The organism is Larkinella rosea (assembly GCF_003858635.1).
GTDB lineage: Bacteria > Bacteroidota > Bacteroidia > Cytophagales > Spirosomataceae > Larkinella > Larkinella rosea.
In genome coordinates, this window is record NZ_RQJO01000009.1 from 259,864 (window position 1) to 278,972 (window position 19,109).

The window sequence follows — 19,109 nt, forward strand, 5'->3', positions numbered from 1 at the left end:
ACTGGCAACTTACCCGGCTTTGGGATGCGCCTGATTGTATGCTTTCTTCAGTTTATCGATGGTCGTGTGCGTATAAATTTGCGTCGCAGCCAGACTGCTGTGGCCCAGCAAATCCTTAATGGCGTTCAGATCGGCGCCCCGGTTGAGCAAATGCGTCGCGTAGGTATGGCGCAAAACGTGCGGACTCTTCTTCTCCAGCGTGGTGACCAATCCCAAATACCGCTTCACAATGCGCTGAATCAGAACCGGATACGATTTGATGCCCTGGTCGCTCAGAATCAGATAAACCGGGTCGGCTTTTCCCGCAAATTCGGTTTCTTTCAGTTGCTGGTACTGCTGAATGAGCGCAAAAAGCGGGGGTGGAACCGGGATAATCCGGTGTTTATTGCGTTTGCCCAACACCGTAATGGTTTTTTCGTAGAGATTCACGTCGGCCGTTTTCAACCCTACCAGTTCCGCCAACCGGATGCCGGTGCCGTAGAGTAATTCCAGGACCAGTTTGTCCCGTAATCCCTTGAAATCATCCGGAAAATCGACATCGTCGAGCAGCGTTTCCATCGGTTTTTCTTCGACAAAAACCGGTATTTTTTTGCTCGTTTTGAGCGCCGATACTTTCAGCATCGGGTCGGCGGCAATGACTTTCCGGCGCAGCATGAACCCGAAAAAACTACGGAGTGTGGCAATTTTCCGATTCACCGACGTCTTATCCAACCCGCTTTCGACCAGACTGACAATCCACGACCGAATCATGTGAAAGGTCGCATTCTCAGGCTGTTCCAGCTCGTACTGGCTTTTCAAATAGTCCTGAAACTGGTCAATATCAATGCGATACGCCGTTAGCGTATGGTGACTCAGGCGTTTCTCGTAGCGGATGTGTTCAAGAAAAAGCGAAACCATAGGGCGCGGGGACGAAGAATACAGGACAAGATACCATAAAAAAAGCAGTAAGCGAATGCCTACTGCCAACCCATGCTGTTTCGGAAAATGGTCTTAAAGACTATGCTTCACTGTTGCTGCCGTACATTTTTTCGCGGTAGACGGCTTTCAGAATTTCCTGGCGACGTTTGATCGACGGTTTCTGGAAAGCAGTCCGGGAACGTAGGGCGCGCAATACGCCGGTTTTTTCAAATTTTTTCTTAAAGCGCTTGAGGGCTTTGTCAATTGACTCGTTTTCTTTGACGTTTATGATAAGCATATCCTGCAATTCGTTAATTTTCTGATACCAAACGGATTGCAAAGGTATGTTTCCGGAAGGAAAAAACCAATAGTTTTGTGCGAAATGATTAACAGCCAAATCCGTGTTCCTATCCAAAACCTTATAACAGTAAACCACCAGAATTGCATGAAACAAGCCGTTATTGACCTCGGGACGAATACCTTCCATTTGATGATTACAAACGCAGGTCAGACGCTGTTTCGGGAAAGCCGCCCGGCAAAAATTGGCAAATCCGGCATCAATCAGGGCTTGATTACCGACGAAGCCACCGAGCGGGCAGTAGCGGTTTTGCGGTATTTTCGGACCATCATCGATCAGCATCAGCTACCGGTCGAACAGGTCGTAGCCATCGGAACCAGTGCTATCCGGAACGCCGGAAATCAGTTGGCGTTTATCGAACGGATTCAGCAGGAAACCGGTATTGTGATTCGCTCCATTTCGGGCGACGAAGAAGCCGGTTACATTTACGCCGGTGTCCGGGCCGCCGGAACGCTCGACGACCAGATGGCGTTGGTGGTCGACATCGGCGGGGGCAGTGTTGAGTTCATTCTGTGTACGAAAAAACGGATTTACTGGAAGCAGAGTTTTGAGATTGGCGGTCAGCGGTTGCTGGAGCGGTTTATGGAAACCGACCCGATCAGCCCTTCAGCGGTGAGTCGATTGAACCGGTTTTTTCAGGAACAATTATTGCCGCTCACCAATGCGGTTCATCAATATGCGCCGGTTGTTCTGGTGGGGTCGTCGGGCTCGTTCGACACACTGATCGATTTGCAGTTCATGCACGAAAAAGGGCAGTTACCGGACGCAAACCGGACGGCTTTCGACCTGTCGGTCAGTGAATTTTACCGCTCGTATGAACAACTCCTGACCCGAAATCACGCGGAACGGATGCAACTGCCGGGCATGATCGAACTGCGGGTCGACATGATTGTGGTGGGTGTTTGCCTGATCGATTATGTGTTACGGGCGTACGGCATTCGGCAGATTCGGGTTTCCACCTATTCGTTGAAAGAAGGGGTTTTGGCGGATTTATTTCAGCCTGAAAATGACTCATAATGAGACAGAATCCGGGCGGTTTTTGTTTTCAAAATGGGGGTATATACATTTTAACGAGTTTACATTTTACTACAATTCTTCAAATCACTAATGGCAGCAGACGAAAGAGAACGATCGTATAATTGGGAAGATCCCATGCAGGGCGCACAGGCCGCTAAAACCATGTCCGGACTGGAATACCTACAAAGCATTCTGGACGGTGTTAATCCGCTTCCACCCATTTGCCAGACGCTGGATTTTGATCCGGTGGCGATGGAAGACGGGAAGGCGGTTTTTGCCGTTACGCCTTCCGAATTTCATTACAATCCGATCGGCGTTGTGCACGGCGGTTTATTAAGCACACTTTGCGATTCGGCCATGGGCTGCGCCATTCACACTAAACTGGCGGCCGGAGTGGGCTATACCACGCTGGAACTGAAAGTCAATCTGGTGCGACCGGTGACGGCTAAAACCGGTAAACTGATTTGCACCGGAACCGTCATCCACGTTGGCCGGAGCGTCGCCACCGCCGAAGCCCGCGTCGAAGATGCCCAGGGCAAACTCTACGCCCACGCGACTTCGACCTGCATGATTTTGAAATAAAGGAGGAAGGGAGGATCGGAAGAAGGGAGAAACGGAAAAGAGAAATTAATCCTTTCCTTCCTCCCTTCTTCCCTTCGTCCGATTTTCCCTTCCTCCTTTATTTCCGATAAATGGTTGTGGCTGCGGCCTGGGCGGAAGCCAGAATCGTGATGTCGGCGATGGTGACGTGGGCCGGAGCAGAAACAGCGTAGGCTACGGCGTCGGCAATGTCGGTGGCGGTTAAGGGCGTAAAACCTTCGTAAATCTTGGCGGCCCGTGCTTCGTCGCCTTTGAAACGCACCAGCGAAAATTCGGTTTCGACGGCGCCGGGAGCGACGTTGGTTATCTTGATGCCGTGTTGGGTCAGATCCAGTCGCATGCCTTCGCTGAGAGCCTCTACGGCAGCTTTCGAGGCACAATAAACGCCACCATTCGCATAGGTTTGCTTTCCGGCAATCGAACTGATGTTGACGATGTGGCCGCGACCGTTTTTTACCATTCCCGGCGAAACCGCCCGGGTAACATAGAGTAGCCCTTTTACATTGCCGTCGATCATCGCATCCCAGTCGTCAACGTCTCCTTCGTGAATCGGCCCCATGCCGTGGGCATTTCCGGCGTTATTGACGAGTACATCGATGGTTTGCCAGTCTTCGGGTAAAGACGCAACGGCGGTTTCGACGGCGGCCCGGTCGCGAACGTCAAAGTTGAGCGTGTAGGTATCGATTTCGTTGCCGAGGGTTTGCTGTAATTCATCCAGCCGTTCCTGACGGCGTCCGCACAGAATAAGGCGATAATTGAGTTTGGCAAATGCGTTGGCAATCGCTAGACCAATGCCGGAAGTGGCGCCGGTAATGAAGGCAGTTTGGGCCATATTCGTATTCCTATTTTAAAAAAACGGTTTAAAACAAAGCCAAAGATCAGGATAAATCAGAATAGAATTGGCTTTGCAGGTGTTTTAAGCGGCTATAAATAGTAATTTTTCAGCTATTCTTTTCTATCTTGGGATTTAGACCTGACGTAATGAACCCCATTCTTGCCCTGTTTCTGCTTCTTGCTATTTTCTTCCTGCCTGCCGACCGGCTAACGCGGAAAGCCCATAAAATCCACCAGCGAATACTGACGCTCGATACACACGCCGATGCCCCGATCAACATGGTAAAAGACGGATTTGATGTGGGTGAACGACACGATCGGGTGCGTGATAAATCGCAAATCGATTTTCCCCGCATGAAAGAAGGTGGCATGGACGCCATGTTTTTTGCGGTGTATATGGCACAGGGGCCGCGCACCCCGGAAGGACATGCCGAGGCCAAAGCCAAAGCGCTGAAAATCTTTCAAAGCATTAGCGATGCACTCAAAAAACACCCCGATCTGGCCGAACTGGCGACTACTCCTGACGATGCCTACCGCATTGAAAAAGCCGGGAAACGAGCGGTTTTTATCGGAATGGAAAACGGCTATCCGGTTGGCGAAGATCTGTCGCTGCTGAAAATATATTATGACCTGGGGTGCCGGTACATTACACTGTCGCACTTTGCCAACAACGCCATTTGCGACTCTGCTACCGATCCCGATGGCCCGATTCACAACGGATTGAGCTCGTTTGGGCGGCAGGTTGTGCAGGAAATGAACCGGTTAGGCATTCTGATCGATGTCTCGCACGTTTCCGACAAGTCGTTTTACGACGCGCTGGAATTGTCGAAAGCCCCCCTGATTGCGTCGCATTCCAACGCCCGCGCCCTCTGCGATTTTCCGCGAAACATGACCGACGAAATGATCAAGGCCATTGCCGCCAAAGGGGGCGTTGTGCAGGTGAATTTTGTTACCGATTACCTCCGAAAACCGTCCGATGAGCACCGTCAGGCCCTGAATTCAATTCGGATGGCGGGTGTGGGCCGGGTGGTAACCCCGGAAATGCGGGCCAGACTGGATGCGAAAGAAGATTCGATTCAGAAACGATACGCCTACGAACGGGCAAGCGTGTCGGATATTGTCAAACACATCGACTACATTGTGCGGCTGGCCGGCATCGACCACGTCGGGATTGGCAGCGATTTCGATGGGGGCGGGAGCGTCAACGGCATGGAAGATGTTAGCGAGATTGAAGCGCTGACGCTGGAACTGGTCAAAAAAGGCTATTCGGAACAGGACATTGCCAAAATCTGGGGTGGTAATTTGTTGCGGGTTTTGGGACAAGCCAAAGTGCCGCAGTAACTTACAACCGTCCGACCGGTTTTTTCAGCATTGCGGCATTGCGCGTTTGCCAGATGGTTTTCCGTAAACTGATAAAACCGCCCGTTGCGTTGTCATACAACTGCCCCGAATCCACCGCAACTGCAGCGGTCAGCCAACTGCCGCCCAGCCAGGAAACCGGTAACCCAAACTGGATAATCGACGACCATTGCGGCAAAGTTTTCGGGAATGGGAAATTATATGTGCCTTTATTTTCACTATAAGATACTTTAGCAATGACGTCGATCTGATTAGCCAGCGTGGCTTGTAGTCCAAAATGAGCCATTTTAACCCGGTTATTATTGATAACGTAGCCGATCCGATTTTCCGGTTTGGCATCGATTAACCGCGTCAGGAAGGGCGACCCGATCACCCGATTTCGATAAATCCAGCCTTCCTGATATTGGGCGTGGTTAAAATTATTATCGCCACCCCATCCAAACTGTAGATTCTTCTGATCCGGATCACCACTTTGAAAAACTGTCGATAAAAATTCCACATTCAGGCCATTCAGACGGAAAAAAGCGTTTGAGGTACCGATCGTTCGCAGCCGGATTCCGTAAAGACCGTCCGGAAAATTCTGGAAGAGAAAACTGGATGCGTCTTCGTAGGAATGCTGATGATACAGCAGCACATTAAGCCACGGAAGCAGCACTTCCGTGGCTGCGTCGATACTGCCAACGTGATTCCCGTACATGTTTTCCCAGTCGAATCGCGTAATGCGATCATTGTTCAGCCCATTGGTGCGGATGGCGAAAACGACGTTGGGCAGGTCGCTGAACCGATTGGGCATCTGGCCATTGATGGAGATGGAGTTGTCCGGCAAGTAATCGGTATGTCCGGCCCACTGGACGTTATGGTTGATGCCCGCGTAAAACCGCACCCGCGAAGATGGCTTTCCGATACGCCAGGTAACATTTTTCTGGTGCAGGTACGAACGTTTCACGTACCAGGTGTTGCCAAACCATCCGTGCGCAAAAAACGCACTAACGGCCAGCCAGCTCCGGCGGCTGAAGGGGATAAAACCGCGGGTGCCAATCTGGATTTTTGGAAGAGGCAGGGCATTGCCTGAATAGCCATACGACCCGCTGGACAGCGTGGAATCAACCAGTCCCATTACTTCCCGGCGACGCCCCGCGACAATCTCCAGCCCTTTGTGGGTGAGTTTAACGTAAGCTTCCGGGACCAGAATCTGGTTGACGTTTCCGGCGTTGCCGACGCCTTCCGCTGCATAAGATAAAGTCCATTCCCGGTTGGGACGAATAAACGAACGAACGGAATTTGTGTCTGTTAATAGGAGAGAGCCCTGCACCCCCAGCCGAAACGTACCGACTGGAGCTGATAGTGGAATAATTCCATATTGATTGGCTCTTAACCAGAAAGGAGTTCTATGGGTTGTTGAACCCATTACCCCGATTTCAGCATATGCTGATGCCTGATGAGGGTATAAATTTTGAGCCAGGCTGACAGATGAATATAAAATGCAGGCAATTAACAGACGGTAATTGTTTTTCATGTCACAAGAAAATACAAAATTTTTCTATTTTCAATAGTTGACAATGCCAGCAATCTTTATTTTTTCTGTAGTAATGTAAACAAAAAAACCGGTAGTGGTCAACTACCGGTTTCGAATATTTAAAATGTTAATGGTCAGGCTTTTTCGCAAAATTCTTCAAAAGCCATTTCCAGGTGCTGCGCGATCATCTGGGCCGAGCGGCCTTCAATGTGGTGCCGTTCGATAAAGTGAACCAGTTCGCCATCTTTGAAAATACCGATGGCGGGTGATGATGGCGGATAAGGCAGCAGGTATTCACGCATCCGGGCCGTTGCTTCAAAGTCAACACCAGCGAAAACCGTCACCAGTTTATCCGGTTTGATACCGCTCAAATTCAGAGCTGCTTTTACACCCGGACGGGCCGCGCCAGCCGCACATCCGCAAACCGAGTTGACAACCACCAGCATGGTGCCTTCGGCATTGTCCATTACCTCATCGACTTTTTCGGCAGTATTCAGGTCCTCGAAACCGACACTAACCAGGTCGTCCTTCATCGGAGCAACTAAATGTGGAGGATACATTATATTGAGTTTTTAAAGTGTAAGTTAACTATTTATGGACTAATGGTTTGATGGCTAAAAATGCTTAAATGGCTTTTCGTTATTTCAATGATCAGGTCACTTTATAACCACTTAATCAGGAAATCATTACAACCATTTAACCGTTCATTTTACATAAAACCTAATTCCAGTTTCGCCACTTCCGACATCATTTCGGTCGTATAGGGTGGATCGAACGTCAGCTCGACGCTCACGTCGTTAACGCCTTCGATGGCCCGGACTTTGGCTTCGATCTCGCCCGGAATGGTTCCTGCGGAAGGGCAGGAAGGCGACGTCAGGGTCATCAGGATATAAACGTTATTGATCGGGAATATTTTTATTTCGTAGATCAACCCCAATTCGTAGACGTCCACCGGAATTTCCGGATCATACACGCCTTTCAGGGCTTTGACTACTTCTTCTTTCAATTCTTCGTCATTCATAATTTTCTGCATTAAATCGCTGACTGCCCGGAGGGCTGGATTTTACCACTATTGGCGGCCGAAAACTGCTTCATTTGCTGAATCATTGACGCCAGTCCGCCCGCGCGCCGTGAGGTTACCAGGTTACTCAATCCGATCCGATCGATGAAATACAGGTCGGCGTTGGCAATGTCTTCGGCTTTTTCATTCGACAGAATTCGGATCAACAAACTCACCAGCCCTTTACTGATCTGGGCCGTGGGTTCGCTATCGGCTTCAAAATGAACCGTGTCTCCCTGCATTTCGGAGTGCAACCACACTTTTGACTGGCACCCGCGAATCAGGTTTTCATCCGTCTGGAACTGCACCGGCATAGGTGGCAGTTTCTTGCCTAAATCAATGATATACTGCGTCTTATCGAGCTGATCATCAAAGAGATCAAAATCCTCGATAATTTCATCCTGTTTCTCGTTGATGGTCATAGTTATAATTTCACCAATCGGCGACAATCAGGTGTATTTCAAACGGTAATTACGGTTACAACATCATCTTCTTAACCCGCAACAACCCCTGTACCAGTCGGTCGATCTCTTCTTTTGTGTTGTAAACCGCAAAGGAGGCCCGGGTGGTTCCCGTAATGTTAAACCGGCTCATCAACGGCTGGGCACAATGGTGGCCCGTCCGAACGGCGATGCCCTGCTGGTCGAGAATGACACCCGTATCCTGGTGGTGAATGCCATCCATTACAAACGAAACAACGCTGATTTTCTGCGCGCCCGTTCCCACAATCCGTAAACCGTCGATGCTTTTCAGTGCTTCGGTAGCGTATTCGAGCAAACCGTGTTCGTAGGCCGCTACATTTTTTTTACCAAGTGTATCGAGGTATTCCAGGGCGGTATAAACCGCAATGACGTCGGCAATGTTGGGCGTACCGGCTTCGAATTTGTAGGGCAGATCGTTGTAAGTGGTTTTCTCAAACGTAACTTCCTTGATCATTTCACCACCTCCGCGCCAGGGCGGCATCGCATTCAGAATATCCTTTTTGCCGTACAGCACGCCCATGCCCGTCGGGCCGTACAGTTTATGGGCCGAGAAAACGTAAAAATCAGCATCCAGTGCCTGAACGTCGATGTCGATGTGGGAACTGGCCTGGGCGCCGTCGATCAGCACTTTGGCGCCAATGGCGTGGGCTTTTTCGATGATGGTTTCAACCGGATTAATAATCCCCATCGCGTTCGAAACGTGCACCACCGAGACAAATTTAGTCCGTTCGGAAAGCAGGTTTTCGTATTCTTCCAGAATCAGGTCCCCGTTATCGTCGATCGGAATCACTTTCAGCACGCAGCCTTTTTCCTCACACAACATCTGCCAGGGCACGATGTTGGAATGGTGCTCCATCGTGGTGATGATGATTTCGTCACCCTCGTTCAAAAACCGCCGTCCATAGGTTTGAGCCACCAGGTTGATGCCATCCGTTGTGCCGTACGTAAAAATGATTTCCTCCACGTGAGCGGCATTCAGGAACTGCTGAATGGCCCGGCGCGACGCTTCGAATGCCGAGGTCGCTTTTTCAGCCAGGGTATGAATGCCCCGGTGAATGTTGGCGTTGTACCCTTCGTAATAGCGGGCGAGGGCGTTGAGAACCGGGAGCGGTTTTTGCGTGGTGGCTGCGTTGTCAAAATAAACCAGTTGCCGACCATTCACCACCTGATCAAGAATCGGAAAATCCCGGCGAATGGCAGCTATATCAAGAATTTCGTGTGTCGCAGTTTGCATAAAATAACGGTAATCTCTCAGGAGGTAACACGAAAGGAAAGCGAATGGTGCTATGAAGAAAAGTAATAATGAATAATGAATAATGAATAGCGAATATTGAATAGCGAAGTAAAACACACTCTTCAATTTCAACATTCGTTACCGCGCGGGCGGCCCCGTCAATATTCATTATTCGCTATTTTAGCCTTATTACCGGGCGAGTTTGGCCTGAATCCGGCGCTCCAACTGCTCGCGGAGGGTATCAATTTTGATCTTTTTGATCACATCCTCGGCGAAGGCATACATCAGCAGCGACTGGGCTTCCACCTTCGGAATACCGCGCGAACGGAGGTAAAACAAGGCTTCCTCGTTCAGTTTACCGGTTGTGGTTCCGTGCGAACATTTCACGTCGTCGGCAAAGATTTCCAACTGCGGTTTGGTGTTCATTGTGGCGTCGTTCGAGAGCACCACGTTTTTGCACGATTGGTAGGCGTTGGTTTTCTGGGCGTCCTCGCGTACGAAAATTTTACCGTTGAAAACACCCGTTGAACGGTCTTCCAGAATCCCTTTGTAGAGTTCGTTGCTGTGCGAATTCGGTTTGCGGTGATCGACCAGCGTGTGATTGTCGATGTGCTGGCGACCGTTCGGAAAATACAAACCGTACATGTGCGCTTCGCATTCCGAACCGTCGAGGGCGATGTTCAGGTTGTTACGGATAAAACCGCCATCGAGCGTCACCGTGGCCGAATAAAAGTGGCTGCGGTCTTTCTGATGCACCTGTGTGGTACCGATGTGGTAGGCCATGTCCGACTCGTTCTGGATTTTGTAATATTCCACCCGGGCATCTTCGGCCACGACAATTTCCGTAACGACGTTCGTAAAGCTGGCCTGATCGCCTAGTGTGCGGAATGATTCGGCTATTTTTATTTCTGCGTTGGTATTGACAATGAATAGATTGCGGGGCTGTGAAGCTACATTTAAGTGCCGGGCATCGGAAACAAACCGCAGAATGGTTGAGGCTTCTACCGTTGTATTCGCTGGTACGTTGATCACGACACCATCCTGCGCAAAAGCCGTATTCAGCGCCGTAAACGCGTTATCCTGGAAGTCGGCATATTTGGCAAAATACTGATGCAGCAGATCCGGCGTGGTTTTGACAGCTTCGGCCAGAGTCGTAATCGTCAGCTGGCTGGCGGGGCTTACAATTTTCGATAAATGCGGCTGATACTGACCGTTGACAAAATACAGAACGTTCCCGTCTAAACGCGACGATTCAAGCTGAGCCAGGTCTTCGACGGTCAGTTCGGAAGACGCATTGAATTCGAATACTTCCTTAATTAAACTATTGACATTGGTATATTTCCACTCTTCGTGCTTGACGGTTGGAAAACCCAGTCGATCGAACTGGTTGAGGGCTTCGCGCCGGATTTGGTGCAACGCCGACTTGCTGGCGCCGTTCATCCGCTCTTCCGAGGTCCGAAAATCCGCCAGTAGCTTGGATTTGAGATCGTTATTGGGCTGATTATTCATTTCAGTGAGTTAAGAATTAAGAGTTAAGACGGGGCCGCCCGTGCGGTTAAGAGTTAAAAAAGCGTGCATTAGCCAACTTATCACTCTTAATTCGTAACTCTTAACTAAAAAATTAAACCGTTTCCACTTCTGCTTTAATCCAGTCGTAGCCTTTTTCCTCCAGTTCGAAAGCCAGTTCTTTCGGACCGGACTTCACGATACGGCCTTTATACAACACGTGAACGTAGTCGGGGACGATGTAATCGAGCAGCCGCTGGTAGTGGGTAACCACGATGGTGGCCCGTTCCGGCGAGCGCAACTGGTTGACCCCTTCGGCCACAATCCGGAGCGCATCGATGTCCAGACCGGAATCGGTTTCGTCCAGAATCGCCAGTTTCGGTTCAAGCATGGCCATCTGGAAAACTTCATTGCGTTTCTTTTCACCACCCGAGAATCCTTCGTTCAGCGACCGGCTCAGCAACGACTGGTCGATGTTCACCAGTTTCATCTTCTCCTTCATCAGTTTCAGAAACTGGACGGCGTCCAGCGGTTCCAGCCCCCGGTATTTCCGAATCTCGTTCATGGCGGTTTTCAGGAAGTTGGTGGTACTGACGCCCGGGATTTCAACCGGATACTGAAAAGCCAGGAAAATACCTTCGGCGGCCCGTTCTTCCGGGGCCAGATCCAGGAGGTCTTTGCCTTCAAAAAGCACGCTGCCGTCGGTCACGTCGTAATCTTCGCGACCCGCCAGCACCGATGCAAGGGTACTTTTTCCGGAACCATTTGGCCCCATAATCGCGTGTATCTCACCGGCTTTGACTTCCAGATTGATACCTTTCAATATTTCTTTACTGCCAATAGACGCTTGTAGATTGCTAATAGTTAGCATAACAGAAGATTGATTACTACTTAATTAAACCGCAAAGGTAATGAGATGCAACGATAGCTACACGATCGGGTAACAATTTAGACCCGTTAAAAGTTGACGTTCACGGCATTTCCTTGGCCTGAGATCACCGACTTTTTTTTTCAGTACCCAAAACCTTACCTTGCAATCGGAAGAAGTGTTCCCTTTTTTGGCAAGTAATACTATGCAAAATGGCAATCATCAGGTACGTTCGCAGGAAATCAGAGTGACTTCGGAAGTGGGTTCGTTGAAGCGTCTGCTGATTCACAGTCCGGATCGTGGCCTGGGCAAAGTGATCCCTTCCAAAGCGCAGGACTGGCTTTTTGAAGACATCGTGCATCTGGAAACGATGCGCAAGGATGAATATGATTACTACGTAAAACTGCTATTGTATTTTCTCGATCCGAATAAAATTCGCGGGAAACTCGCCCGGATCAATGCCGATCCGGAACGGAATTTTTTCAAACCGGATCATCCGGATTATTTTCGTTCCGATTCCGTTGTTGATATTCAGTACCTGCTGACCGAAATTCTGGAAGATGAAGTCATTCGGACCCGCCTGATATCGGGTATTTGCGCCGTTGAACGCTGTCGGTTTCACATTCAGAACCAGTTATATACGTATGATGCGTTCGAGTTAGCTAAAATTCTGATCTCCGGTTCGCTGCCCGATCGCACGATGTTGTTTGCACCAATGCCAAATTTTATTTTTACGCGTGACATTGGCATAGTTATTAATAACCATATCCTACTCAACAAACCCGCTAAACTGGCCCGCACCCGCGAAGCTTTTCTGGCGCAGTATATTTTTTTCTACCACCCATTATTTAGTGGGTACCGGGATAAAATCATTGAAATTCCGGACAATGAACACCATTTTTTGTTACCTGATAACGAGGTAAGTAACGACTATTCGCGTTCGACCCTGGAAGGGGGGGATGTCATGATGGTGGCCAAAAACCACCTCTTGATTGGCTGCAGCGAACGAACCACGCTCTATGCCGCCCAACAGGTGATTCGAATCATGTTTGACCGGAACGTGGTTGATAAAGTAACCATCATTAAAATCCCTAAGAAACGGGACTACATGCACATCGACACCATTTTTACGCAGGTCAAGCGGAATACCTGGGTGTTGCTGGGGTCGCTGGGTCGGGTGGGAGATGAGGCCAAAAAGCGGGATTTGCTGCATTTTCTGGCACCGAAAGACGTCCCGGACGAACTGCGGATTATTCAGTTTACCAAAGGTTCGGAGCATAAACCCGTCGAATTCGAAAACCTGGAAGATTTGCTGACGTCCATCAGCCGGGACGATCTGGGATGTTCGGAACCGGTGAAATTTATTTATTCCGGGAACAACGAATTTCCCTTCGGAGCCCGTGAACAATGGACGGATTCGTGTAATCTGCTGGCATTGAAAGACGGGGTTGTGATCGGCTATGACCGCAATGATAAAACCCTGGAAGCCTTTCGCCAGGCCGGATTTGAAACCATACAGGCGGCCGATCTGCTGGACCGGTTTGAGCGCGGAGAAGCCGATCCGGAAACCCTCGAAAATACGTTTATCATGCTGCCATCGGCAGAATTGTCGCGGGCGCGGGGCGGTTCCCACTGCATGAGTTTACCTTTATTACGTGCCGAATTATAACCCTAACTCCTATCCGTATGCAAGCCCAGGCCACCTCAAACATCCTCATGATCAGACCTGTACGGTTTGGTTTCAATGAACAGACTGCCGGAAGTAACTCGTTTCAGGATCGGACGATGGCGACTAAAAACCGGGATGAGGTTCAGCAGAATGCCCTGCGTGAATTTGATGAAATGGCTCACCAGTTGACGGCCGCCGGAGTCAATGTCATTATCTACGATGACTTGCCGGAATTGTATACGCCCGATTCTATTTTTCCCAACAATTGGGTATCCTTTCATTACAGCGGTACGGTTGTTGTTTATCCGATGGAAGCACCCAACCGGAGGCTCGAACGGCGAATGGACATCATCGACGATCTGGGCAAGAATTTTCACATTGCCCGGATTATCGATCTGACGCATTTTGAGAAGGAAAGTAAATACCTCGAAGGCACCGGCAGTATGGTGTTAGACCGGATGAAACGGATTGCCTACGCCTGTTTGTCGCCCCGAACGGATGTTGATGTACTCAAGGAGTTCAGCAAACAGACCGGCTATCGGGTAATCACCTTTTCGGCGACCGATGCGGCAGGCATACCGGTTTATCATACCAACGTGGTGATGTGCATTGGCGACGTTTTTGCTATTGTGTGTTTGGCGGCCATTGCTGATCCCGACGAACGGTTGATGGTCAGGCAGTCGCTGGTCAATAGCGGGAAGCATGTCATTGATATTACGATGGATCAGATGGCGCATTTTGCCGGGAACATGCTGCTGGTGATGACCCGGAAAAGTCAGAAGTTACTGGTTATGTCGACGCAGGCTTTTCATTCATTGACGGTTCGGCAGCGCGACGAATTGGACGATTTCGCTACGCTGTTTCATTTTGACTTAGAAACCATTGAAAGCAATGGTGGTGGTTCGGCCCGCTGTATGATTGCCGAACTCCACCTGCCATCCAGATAATGAACATTTGTTGATAAGAAAGTGTGGAAAGGCCATCTGAAAGGAGGTTTTAGCGCGTTTGACCCGGTATGTAAGTTCGGTGGGTGGTTTTGCTGTTAAATTGTATTTATTGCATATAATCTTGTGCTTAAATACCGTTTAATAACTTAATTGTATCAGCAAGTATCATTGGTTTTTGAATTCTGGCAAAACTATAGTCATTTGTGTTAACAAATTAATACTAATGGGATTGTATTTTTTTTAATCAATTGCTTTGACAAACTAATTTCAATTAAGTTCGTTATATTTACATATCGGTAACATAGTAGAGTGTGCTAATTTTAAAACCCTAGCAATCATGATCGCAGAAAAAAAACGGATTTCAAAGTACAGCAATTGCCTTAATTTCACGGCAAATGCACTAGCGAGAGTAATGACTAATATTTCCGACGACGAATTTGGTCGGTTGGGACTGACGGCTTCCCATGCATTTGTGTTGAAGGAGGCCATCGAAAACCCCGGTATTCAGCCTAAAGAATTGAGTGGCGAGCTGCATTTAACTCCATCAACCATCACCCGTTTGATCGAAAAACTCGAATTGAAAAAACTGGTAGAGCGGAAGATCGAAGGAAAACATACGCTGGTTTACGCTACTGAGAAAGGGATTGTCATGTTACCGGATATCAAAAAAGCATGGGATAATCTGATGCGTCGCTATGCGGATATCCTGGGCGATGAAAGTTCCCGTAAGATGACGGATTTGCTTTATGGCGCTGTAAAAGCGCTGGGGAAGGATTCCTGATCGCTTTGTTTTGGAAAATAGCGTATTGATTGTGCAATCATGATTAGGTTGCGAACACCAAACAGACCGTTTTTTTGAACAATTTTGATGGTTGGATTGTAGACTTGATAGGATAAATTCCCGGGCCTTGGCTCCGGGTGAAGTTCAGGTCTACAGTTCAATCATTGAAGTTATGAACACCAATCACGAAAAAGTTGCGCTAGTGACCGGTGCTAACCGGGGACTTGGAAAAGAAATTTCCCTGGAACTTTGTAAAAAGGGGTATGCGGTTTTCATGGCGTCCCGGGATATCGAAAAGGGGCGAGCGGCTGTTCACGAACTGTGTGAACAGGGCTACGAAGCCATTTTCCTTCACATGAATGTGACCGATCCGGTCAGCATCAAAAACGCCTACGGAACTTTCTCCCAAAAAGCCAGTCATCTGGATGTACTGGTCAACAATGCGGCCATTCTGGAAGATTCTGACCGGCATGTGTCTATCTGCAAACTCAATATCGAATCGCTGGAGCGGGCCCTCAAAACCAATCTGATCGGCCCTATTATGGTGATTCAGGATTTTCTGCCTTATTTGGAAAAAAGCAAAACCGGTGGCCGGATCATCAACCTAACGAGCGATCTGGGTTCGCTGGCGCATATGCAGGACAGTTATCCGGCCTATAGTCTTTCAAAAACCGCCCTGAACGCCATGACCCGGCAATTTGCAGCTGCGGTGGCGGGCAAAAATATTGCCGTCAATTGCGTCAATCCGGGCTGGGTAGAAACCGACATGGGCGGTTCCGGTGCCAACCGCTCCCTCGAAAAAGGCGCGGAAACGACGATTTGGCTGGCAACCGAAGCTTCACCTCACGAAACGGGTAAATTCTGGAAAGACAAGCGGGAAGTGCCGTGGTAAACGGAATTCGCTATATTTGCCTATTCCTGAACCTCAAAACTACTCCTATGATTTTTAGTAGAAAAGCCGGACTCTTTTTTACGGTATTGATTCTGTGTGCCCCCAAAAGCTTCAGTTACGGGCTACACTCGGGCCGAGCAGATTCCGTGAAAGTGACGGCTGTCGGAGCGACCCCGAAGCAGATTTCCAACCAGTTTAAGTTTACCGAAGGGCCGGCCGTCAATAAAAAAGGGGATATTTATTTCACCGATCAACCCAACGACAAAATCTGGAAATACGATACCGACGGAAATCTGACGCTTTTCATGGACAAAACCGGTCGGTCGAACGGGCTTTATTTTGATAAGAAAGGTAATATGATCTCCTGCGCCGACGAAAAAGACGAATTATGGTCGATCAGCCCGAAAAAGAAAGTCACGGTTTTAATGACCGATTTCGAAGGCAAGCGCTACAATGGACCCAACGATTTGTGGATTGACGCGAAAGGCGGCATCTATTTCACCGATCCGTATTATCAGCGGGATTACTGGGAGCGTAAAAAGCCGGATCTCGAAGGACAGAAAGTGTATTATCTGCCCAAAGGGAAAAAAGAGGCCGTGGTGGTGGATGGAGATCTAAAACAGCCAAACGGTATCGTGGGAACGCCCAATGGCAAATTCCTGTATGTAGCCGATATTCGGGATAATAAAACGTATAAGTACCAAATCAATGAAGATGGGTCGTTAACGAACCGCCAGCTTTTTGTTTCGCAAGGTTCTGATGGCATGACACTGGATAATCAGGGAAATGTTTATCTAAGCGGCCGGGGCGTTACGGTTTACAGCCCGACGGGTGAAAAGCTCCAGGTCATCCCGGTTCCGTCGCGCTGGGTCGGTAACATCTGTTTTGGCGGAAAAAAACGCAGCACGCTGTTCATAACGGCCTCCGAGTCGGTTTACACGATTGAAATGCAGGTAAAAGGGGTTGAGTAAGGCTCCGGATTTTCCGTAAACAAACAAAAAAACCGTTCCGATGCCGGAACGGTTTTTTTGTTTGTGAAGAACAGCAGATTACGCCAGCACCCGAATCCGAACCGGTTGGGCCACGACTTGCGAGCCATCATCCAGTGTTACGAGAAACATAAAAGCAATTTCCCGGAAGTTTGGTAAAGCCACCGGCGTAATGGCAACGGCTGGACGTTTGGTTGCAAAGTCCTTCAGTGTAGTCGTAAAATCGACCGTTGTGCCACTACCGGCGATCGGAGCTGCAATGTAGTTCGTTGAAACCGTGTTCAGCGTAGCCACGTTGATGCTGGTCGCACCAGCCGCCACCCGCGTAATCTCTTTGATCGTCCGGCCACTGGACGCAGGGATCGAGATCGAGATCTTGATGTTACCACCCGCTGCGGTCGAAACTTCATAGTAAGGATCAAAACCGTAGGTTGTAGCACCCGTATAGGTCACCGGTACAGCAGGGCGATTGTCCCGAACCAGATCGCTATAGACGCCGTCGTCTTTGCAGGAAACTCCGGCCAGAGCAACTACGGCGAGTAAAAGAAGTTGAAACGCTATTTTTTTCATGAGTATAGTTTCGTTAACGAATGACCGATTAATCAACATCCCACCACAGTTTTGCATTGGATTGCGGGCCCGGGTTGGGGAAATTCGGATTCCGCTCAATTTCCTGCGTGATGTAAGCCGCGCGCACCGGACGCGTACCGTCGATACCAACGGCGTTTTGCGAAGCGGTCAGCCTGGGATAACCCGTCCGACGCCAGTCGTTCCAGGATTCCAGACCGTTGCCCGTCCAGGCAATCCATTTCTGGGTAATGATCTGCTCGAGCTTTTGTTCGTTCGTGCCGGTCAGCGTGGCAATGTTTGGATTTGCCGTCAGGTAAGCCGCGATGGCTGCATCCGTAATACCGGCCAGTTTCATCGAAGCCGTGATGCCTTCGGTATACAGCGCCTGAGGATCACCCGCCGTGCCCAGCGTTAAGGCCGATTCGGCCAGAATGAAAGCCCGCTGGAAGTTGGTAATCAACCGGACTGGACCTTCGCCCTGCGCGCCCGTTACGTAAGCACCATACCGCGACCAGGTAGTGGTCGGCGTTGGCAAGGTTCCGGCAAAACCGTTATCGATGGAAACATAGTCCGTCGACGGTTTGGTGTAGAAAACCGCCAGACGCGGATCGGTTTTGGTGGCATCAGTGGCGCTGGGGCGGAGTACGTTCAGGAAACGCGTGCTCAGAATCAGTTCGTTGCTGAACGATCCAAAAACCGCCAGGTTCCAGATGGCGCTGGTACTACCGACGCTGCTACCAAATTTAACGTTCAGATCCTGTGCGTTGCTGGTGATATACAGATTTTTGGCCAACACTTCGGTGATAATGGTTTTCGCCAGCGCGGGTTCTTTTTTGCTGATTGTGTTGGCCATTTTCAGCATCAGGGTGTAACCGGCCCGTTTCCAGTTGTCGATCGTTCCGCCGTATACGATGTCATCAGCGGCCGGTTTGGACGTACTGGGAGCTTCCAGATCAGCCAGCCCTTCGCGAACCAGATCAAACAGGCTCTGAATACCGGAAGCCTGGTTACCTTTGTAGATGTCCTCCTGCTTATCCAGACGCGGTTGAATAAACGCTTCACCCTGCAATGCCTGTGAGTAGGGAACATCGCCCCAGATATCCGTCACCATACTGAAGGTATACGCCTTCATGATTTTGGCAATCCCCGTATAGGCTTTTGAATTTGTTTTATCAGCAGCCTCAATCAGTTTCTGATAACCTACCAGCGCACCCCCGTAGATATCGAAACGCCATTGGTTTCCAAAATCAGCCCCGTTCGTATTAAACCGGTCGTAGTTCGTTGGGCTACCACCCGCACCTGACAGGTAATTCATCACCACCGATCCAAACCGGTTTAGCTCGCCGTTATTGGCAAACGCGGAACCGGCCAGTGCTGAAGGCAGCAAAACGGGCGGGGTTACTTCCGTCGGGTTATTCGGCGTCACATTGACGTCGAGGTAGTTACTACAGGCACCCATGGAAAGCAGGAAGGGCACCAACAGAAATTTTTTATAGCTTGAAATCTTCATTGTCGAAAAAATGATGAAGG

20 protein-coding genes are annotated in these 19,109 nt (G+C 49.4%); 8 read left to right on the forward strand and 12 right to left on the reverse strand.

Annotated features, from left to right (window positions below; all coding sequences use genetic code 11):
• Positions 1 to 9: 9 nt before the first annotated feature.
• Positions 10 to 897 (reverse strand): tyrosine-type recombinase/integrase, encoded by an 888-nt coding sequence (locus tag EHT25_RS17030; protein WP_124876346.1) that lies wholly within the window; start codon positions 895 to 897, stop codon positions 10 to 12.
• A 100-nt stretch (positions 898 to 997) separates the two neighbouring features.
• On the reverse strand, positions 998 to 1,195 hold the full coding sequence (rpsU, locus tag EHT25_RS17035; protein ID WP_038120545.1) for a 30S ribosomal protein S21: 198 nt from the start codon (positions 1,193 to 1,195) through the stop codon (positions 998 to 1,000).
• A gap of 147 nt (positions 1,196 to 1,342) precedes the next feature.
• Here rpsU and EHT25_RS17040 point away from each other — a divergent pair, with 147 nt between their 5' ends.
• Together EHT25_RS17040 and EHT25_RS17045 are read left to right on the forward strand one after the other, a co-directional pair.
• The gene (locus EHT25_RS17040) at positions 1,343 to 2,272 is read left to right on the forward strand and encodes a Ppx/GppA phosphatase family protein (RefSeq protein ID WP_124876347.1); all 930 of its coding nucleotides are present in this window, start codon (positions 1,343 to 1,345) and stop codon (positions 2,270 to 2,272) included.
• 90 nt (positions 2,273 to 2,362) lie between these two features.
• Positions 2,363 to 2,854, forward strand: a complete 492-nt coding sequence (locus EHT25_RS17045; protein ID WP_124876348.1) for a PaaI family thioesterase — start codon at positions 2,363 to 2,365, stop codon at positions 2,852 to 2,854.
• Between the two features lie 97 nt (positions 2,855 to 2,951).
• Here EHT25_RS17045 and EHT25_RS17050 read toward each other — a convergent pair whose 3' ends face one another.
• On the reverse strand, positions 2,952 to 3,704 hold the full coding sequence (locus tag EHT25_RS17050) for an SDR family NAD(P)-dependent oxidoreductase (protein ID WP_124876349.1): 753 nt from the start codon (positions 3,702 to 3,704) through the stop codon (positions 2,952 to 2,954).
• 149 nt (positions 3,705 to 3,853) lie between these two features.
• Between EHT25_RS17050 and EHT25_RS17055 the strand changes: the two genes are divergently transcribed.
• Complete coding sequence (locus EHT25_RS17055) at positions 3,854 to 5,047, forward strand: dipeptidase (protein WP_124876350.1); 1,194 nt, start codon at positions 3,854 to 3,856, stop codon at positions 5,045 to 5,047.
• Between the two features lies 1 nt (position 5,048).
• On the opposite strand, the gene EHT25_RS17060 is transcribed toward EHT25_RS17055, so the two are convergent.
• From EHT25_RS17060 to sufC, 7 genes are all read right to left on the reverse strand, one after another.
• Positions 5,049 to 6,473 (reverse strand): capsule assembly Wzi family protein, encoded by a 1,425-nt coding sequence (locus EHT25_RS17060; RefSeq protein ID WP_185731401.1) that lies wholly within the window; start codon positions 6,471 to 6,473, stop codon positions 5,049 to 5,051.
• Positions 6,474 to 6,715: 242 nt separating this feature from the next.
• Entirely contained in the window at positions 6,716 to 7,141 is a 426-nt protein-coding gene (locus EHT25_RS17065; RefSeq protein ID WP_124876352.1) for a BrxA/BrxB family bacilliredoxin, read from the reverse strand.
• Between the two features lie 149 nt (positions 7,142 to 7,290).
• Positions 7,291 to 7,602 carry a DUF59 domain-containing protein gene (locus EHT25_RS17070; RefSeq protein WP_124876353.1) on the reverse strand — a complete coding sequence of 104 codons (312 nt, stop codon included), beginning with the start codon at positions 7,600 to 7,602 and terminating at the stop codon, positions 7,291 to 7,293.
• An 11-nt stretch (positions 7,603 to 7,613) separates the two neighbouring features.
• On the reverse strand, positions 7,614 to 8,063 hold the full coding sequence (locus EHT25_RS17075) for a SufE family protein (RefSeq protein ID WP_124876354.1): 450 nt from the start codon (positions 8,061 to 8,063) through the stop codon (positions 7,614 to 7,616).
• Positions 8,064 to 8,118: 55 nt separating this feature from the next.
• The gene (locus EHT25_RS17080; RefSeq protein ID WP_124876355.1) at positions 8,119 to 9,357 is read right to left on the reverse strand and encodes a cysteine desulfurase; all 1,239 of its coding nucleotides are present in this window, start codon (positions 9,355 to 9,357) and stop codon (positions 8,119 to 8,121) included.
• A gap of 189 nt (positions 9,358 to 9,546) precedes the next feature.
• Positions 9,547 to 10,866 carry a Fe-S cluster assembly protein SufD gene (gene sufD, locus EHT25_RS17085; RefSeq protein WP_124876356.1) on the reverse strand — a complete coding sequence of 440 codons (1,320 nt, stop codon included), beginning with the start codon at positions 10,864 to 10,866 and terminating at the stop codon, positions 9,547 to 9,549.
• Positions 10,867 to 10,978: 112 nt separating this feature from the next.
• On the reverse strand, positions 10,979 to 11,734 hold the full coding sequence (gene sufC / locus EHT25_RS17090) for a Fe-S cluster assembly ATPase SufC (RefSeq protein ID WP_124876357.1): 756 nt from the start codon (positions 11,732 to 11,734) through the stop codon (positions 10,979 to 10,981).
• A 202-nt stretch (positions 11,735 to 11,936) separates the two neighbouring features.
• On the opposite strand from sufC, the gene EHT25_RS17095 reads away from it, so the two are divergent.
• From EHT25_RS17095 to EHT25_RS17115, 5 genes are all read left to right on the forward strand, one after another.
• Positions 11,937 to 13,400: an arginine deiminase family protein gene (locus EHT25_RS17095; RefSeq protein ID WP_124876358.1), complete on the forward strand. Its 1,464-nt coding sequence runs from the start codon at positions 11,937 to 11,939 to the stop codon at positions 13,398 to 13,400.
• Positions 13,401 to 13,417: 17 nt separating this feature from the next.
• A complete protein-coding gene (gene ctlX / locus EHT25_RS17100; protein ID WP_124876359.1) occupies positions 13,418 to 14,347 on the forward strand; it encodes a citrulline utilization hydrolase CtlX in 930 nt (309 codons plus the stop codon).
• A 337-nt stretch (positions 14,348 to 14,684) separates the two neighbouring features.
• Entirely contained in the window at positions 14,685 to 15,128 is a 444-nt protein-coding gene (locus tag EHT25_RS17105; RefSeq protein ID WP_124876360.1) for a MarR family winged helix-turn-helix transcriptional regulator, read from the forward strand.
• Between the two features lie 172 nt (positions 15,129 to 15,300).
• Positions 15,301 to 16,020: an SDR family NAD(P)-dependent oxidoreductase gene (locus tag EHT25_RS17110; RefSeq protein ID WP_124876361.1), complete on the forward strand. Its 720-nt coding sequence runs from the start codon at positions 15,301 to 15,303 to the stop codon at positions 16,018 to 16,020.
• Between the two features lie 47 nt (positions 16,021 to 16,067).
• The gene (locus EHT25_RS17115) at positions 16,068 to 16,991 is read left to right on the forward strand and encodes an SMP-30/gluconolactonase/LRE family protein (protein ID WP_124876362.1); all 924 of its coding nucleotides are present in this window, start codon (positions 16,068 to 16,070) and stop codon (positions 16,989 to 16,991) included.
• 78 nt (positions 16,992 to 17,069) lie between these two features.
• Here EHT25_RS17115 and EHT25_RS17120 read toward each other — a convergent pair whose 3' ends face one another.
• Together EHT25_RS17120 and EHT25_RS17125 are read right to left on the reverse strand one after the other, a co-directional pair.
• Positions 17,070 to 17,579, reverse strand: coding sequence for a hypothetical protein (locus EHT25_RS17120; RefSeq protein WP_124876363.1), 510 nt, complete (start codon positions 17,577 to 17,579; stop codon positions 17,070 to 17,072).
• Between the two features lie 28 nt (positions 17,580 to 17,607).
• A complete protein-coding gene (locus EHT25_RS17125; RefSeq protein WP_124876364.1) occupies positions 17,608 to 19,089 on the reverse strand; it encodes a SusD/RagB family nutrient-binding outer membrane lipoprotein in 1,482 nt (493 codons plus the stop codon).
• Positions 19,090 to 19,109 lie beyond the last annotated feature (20 nt).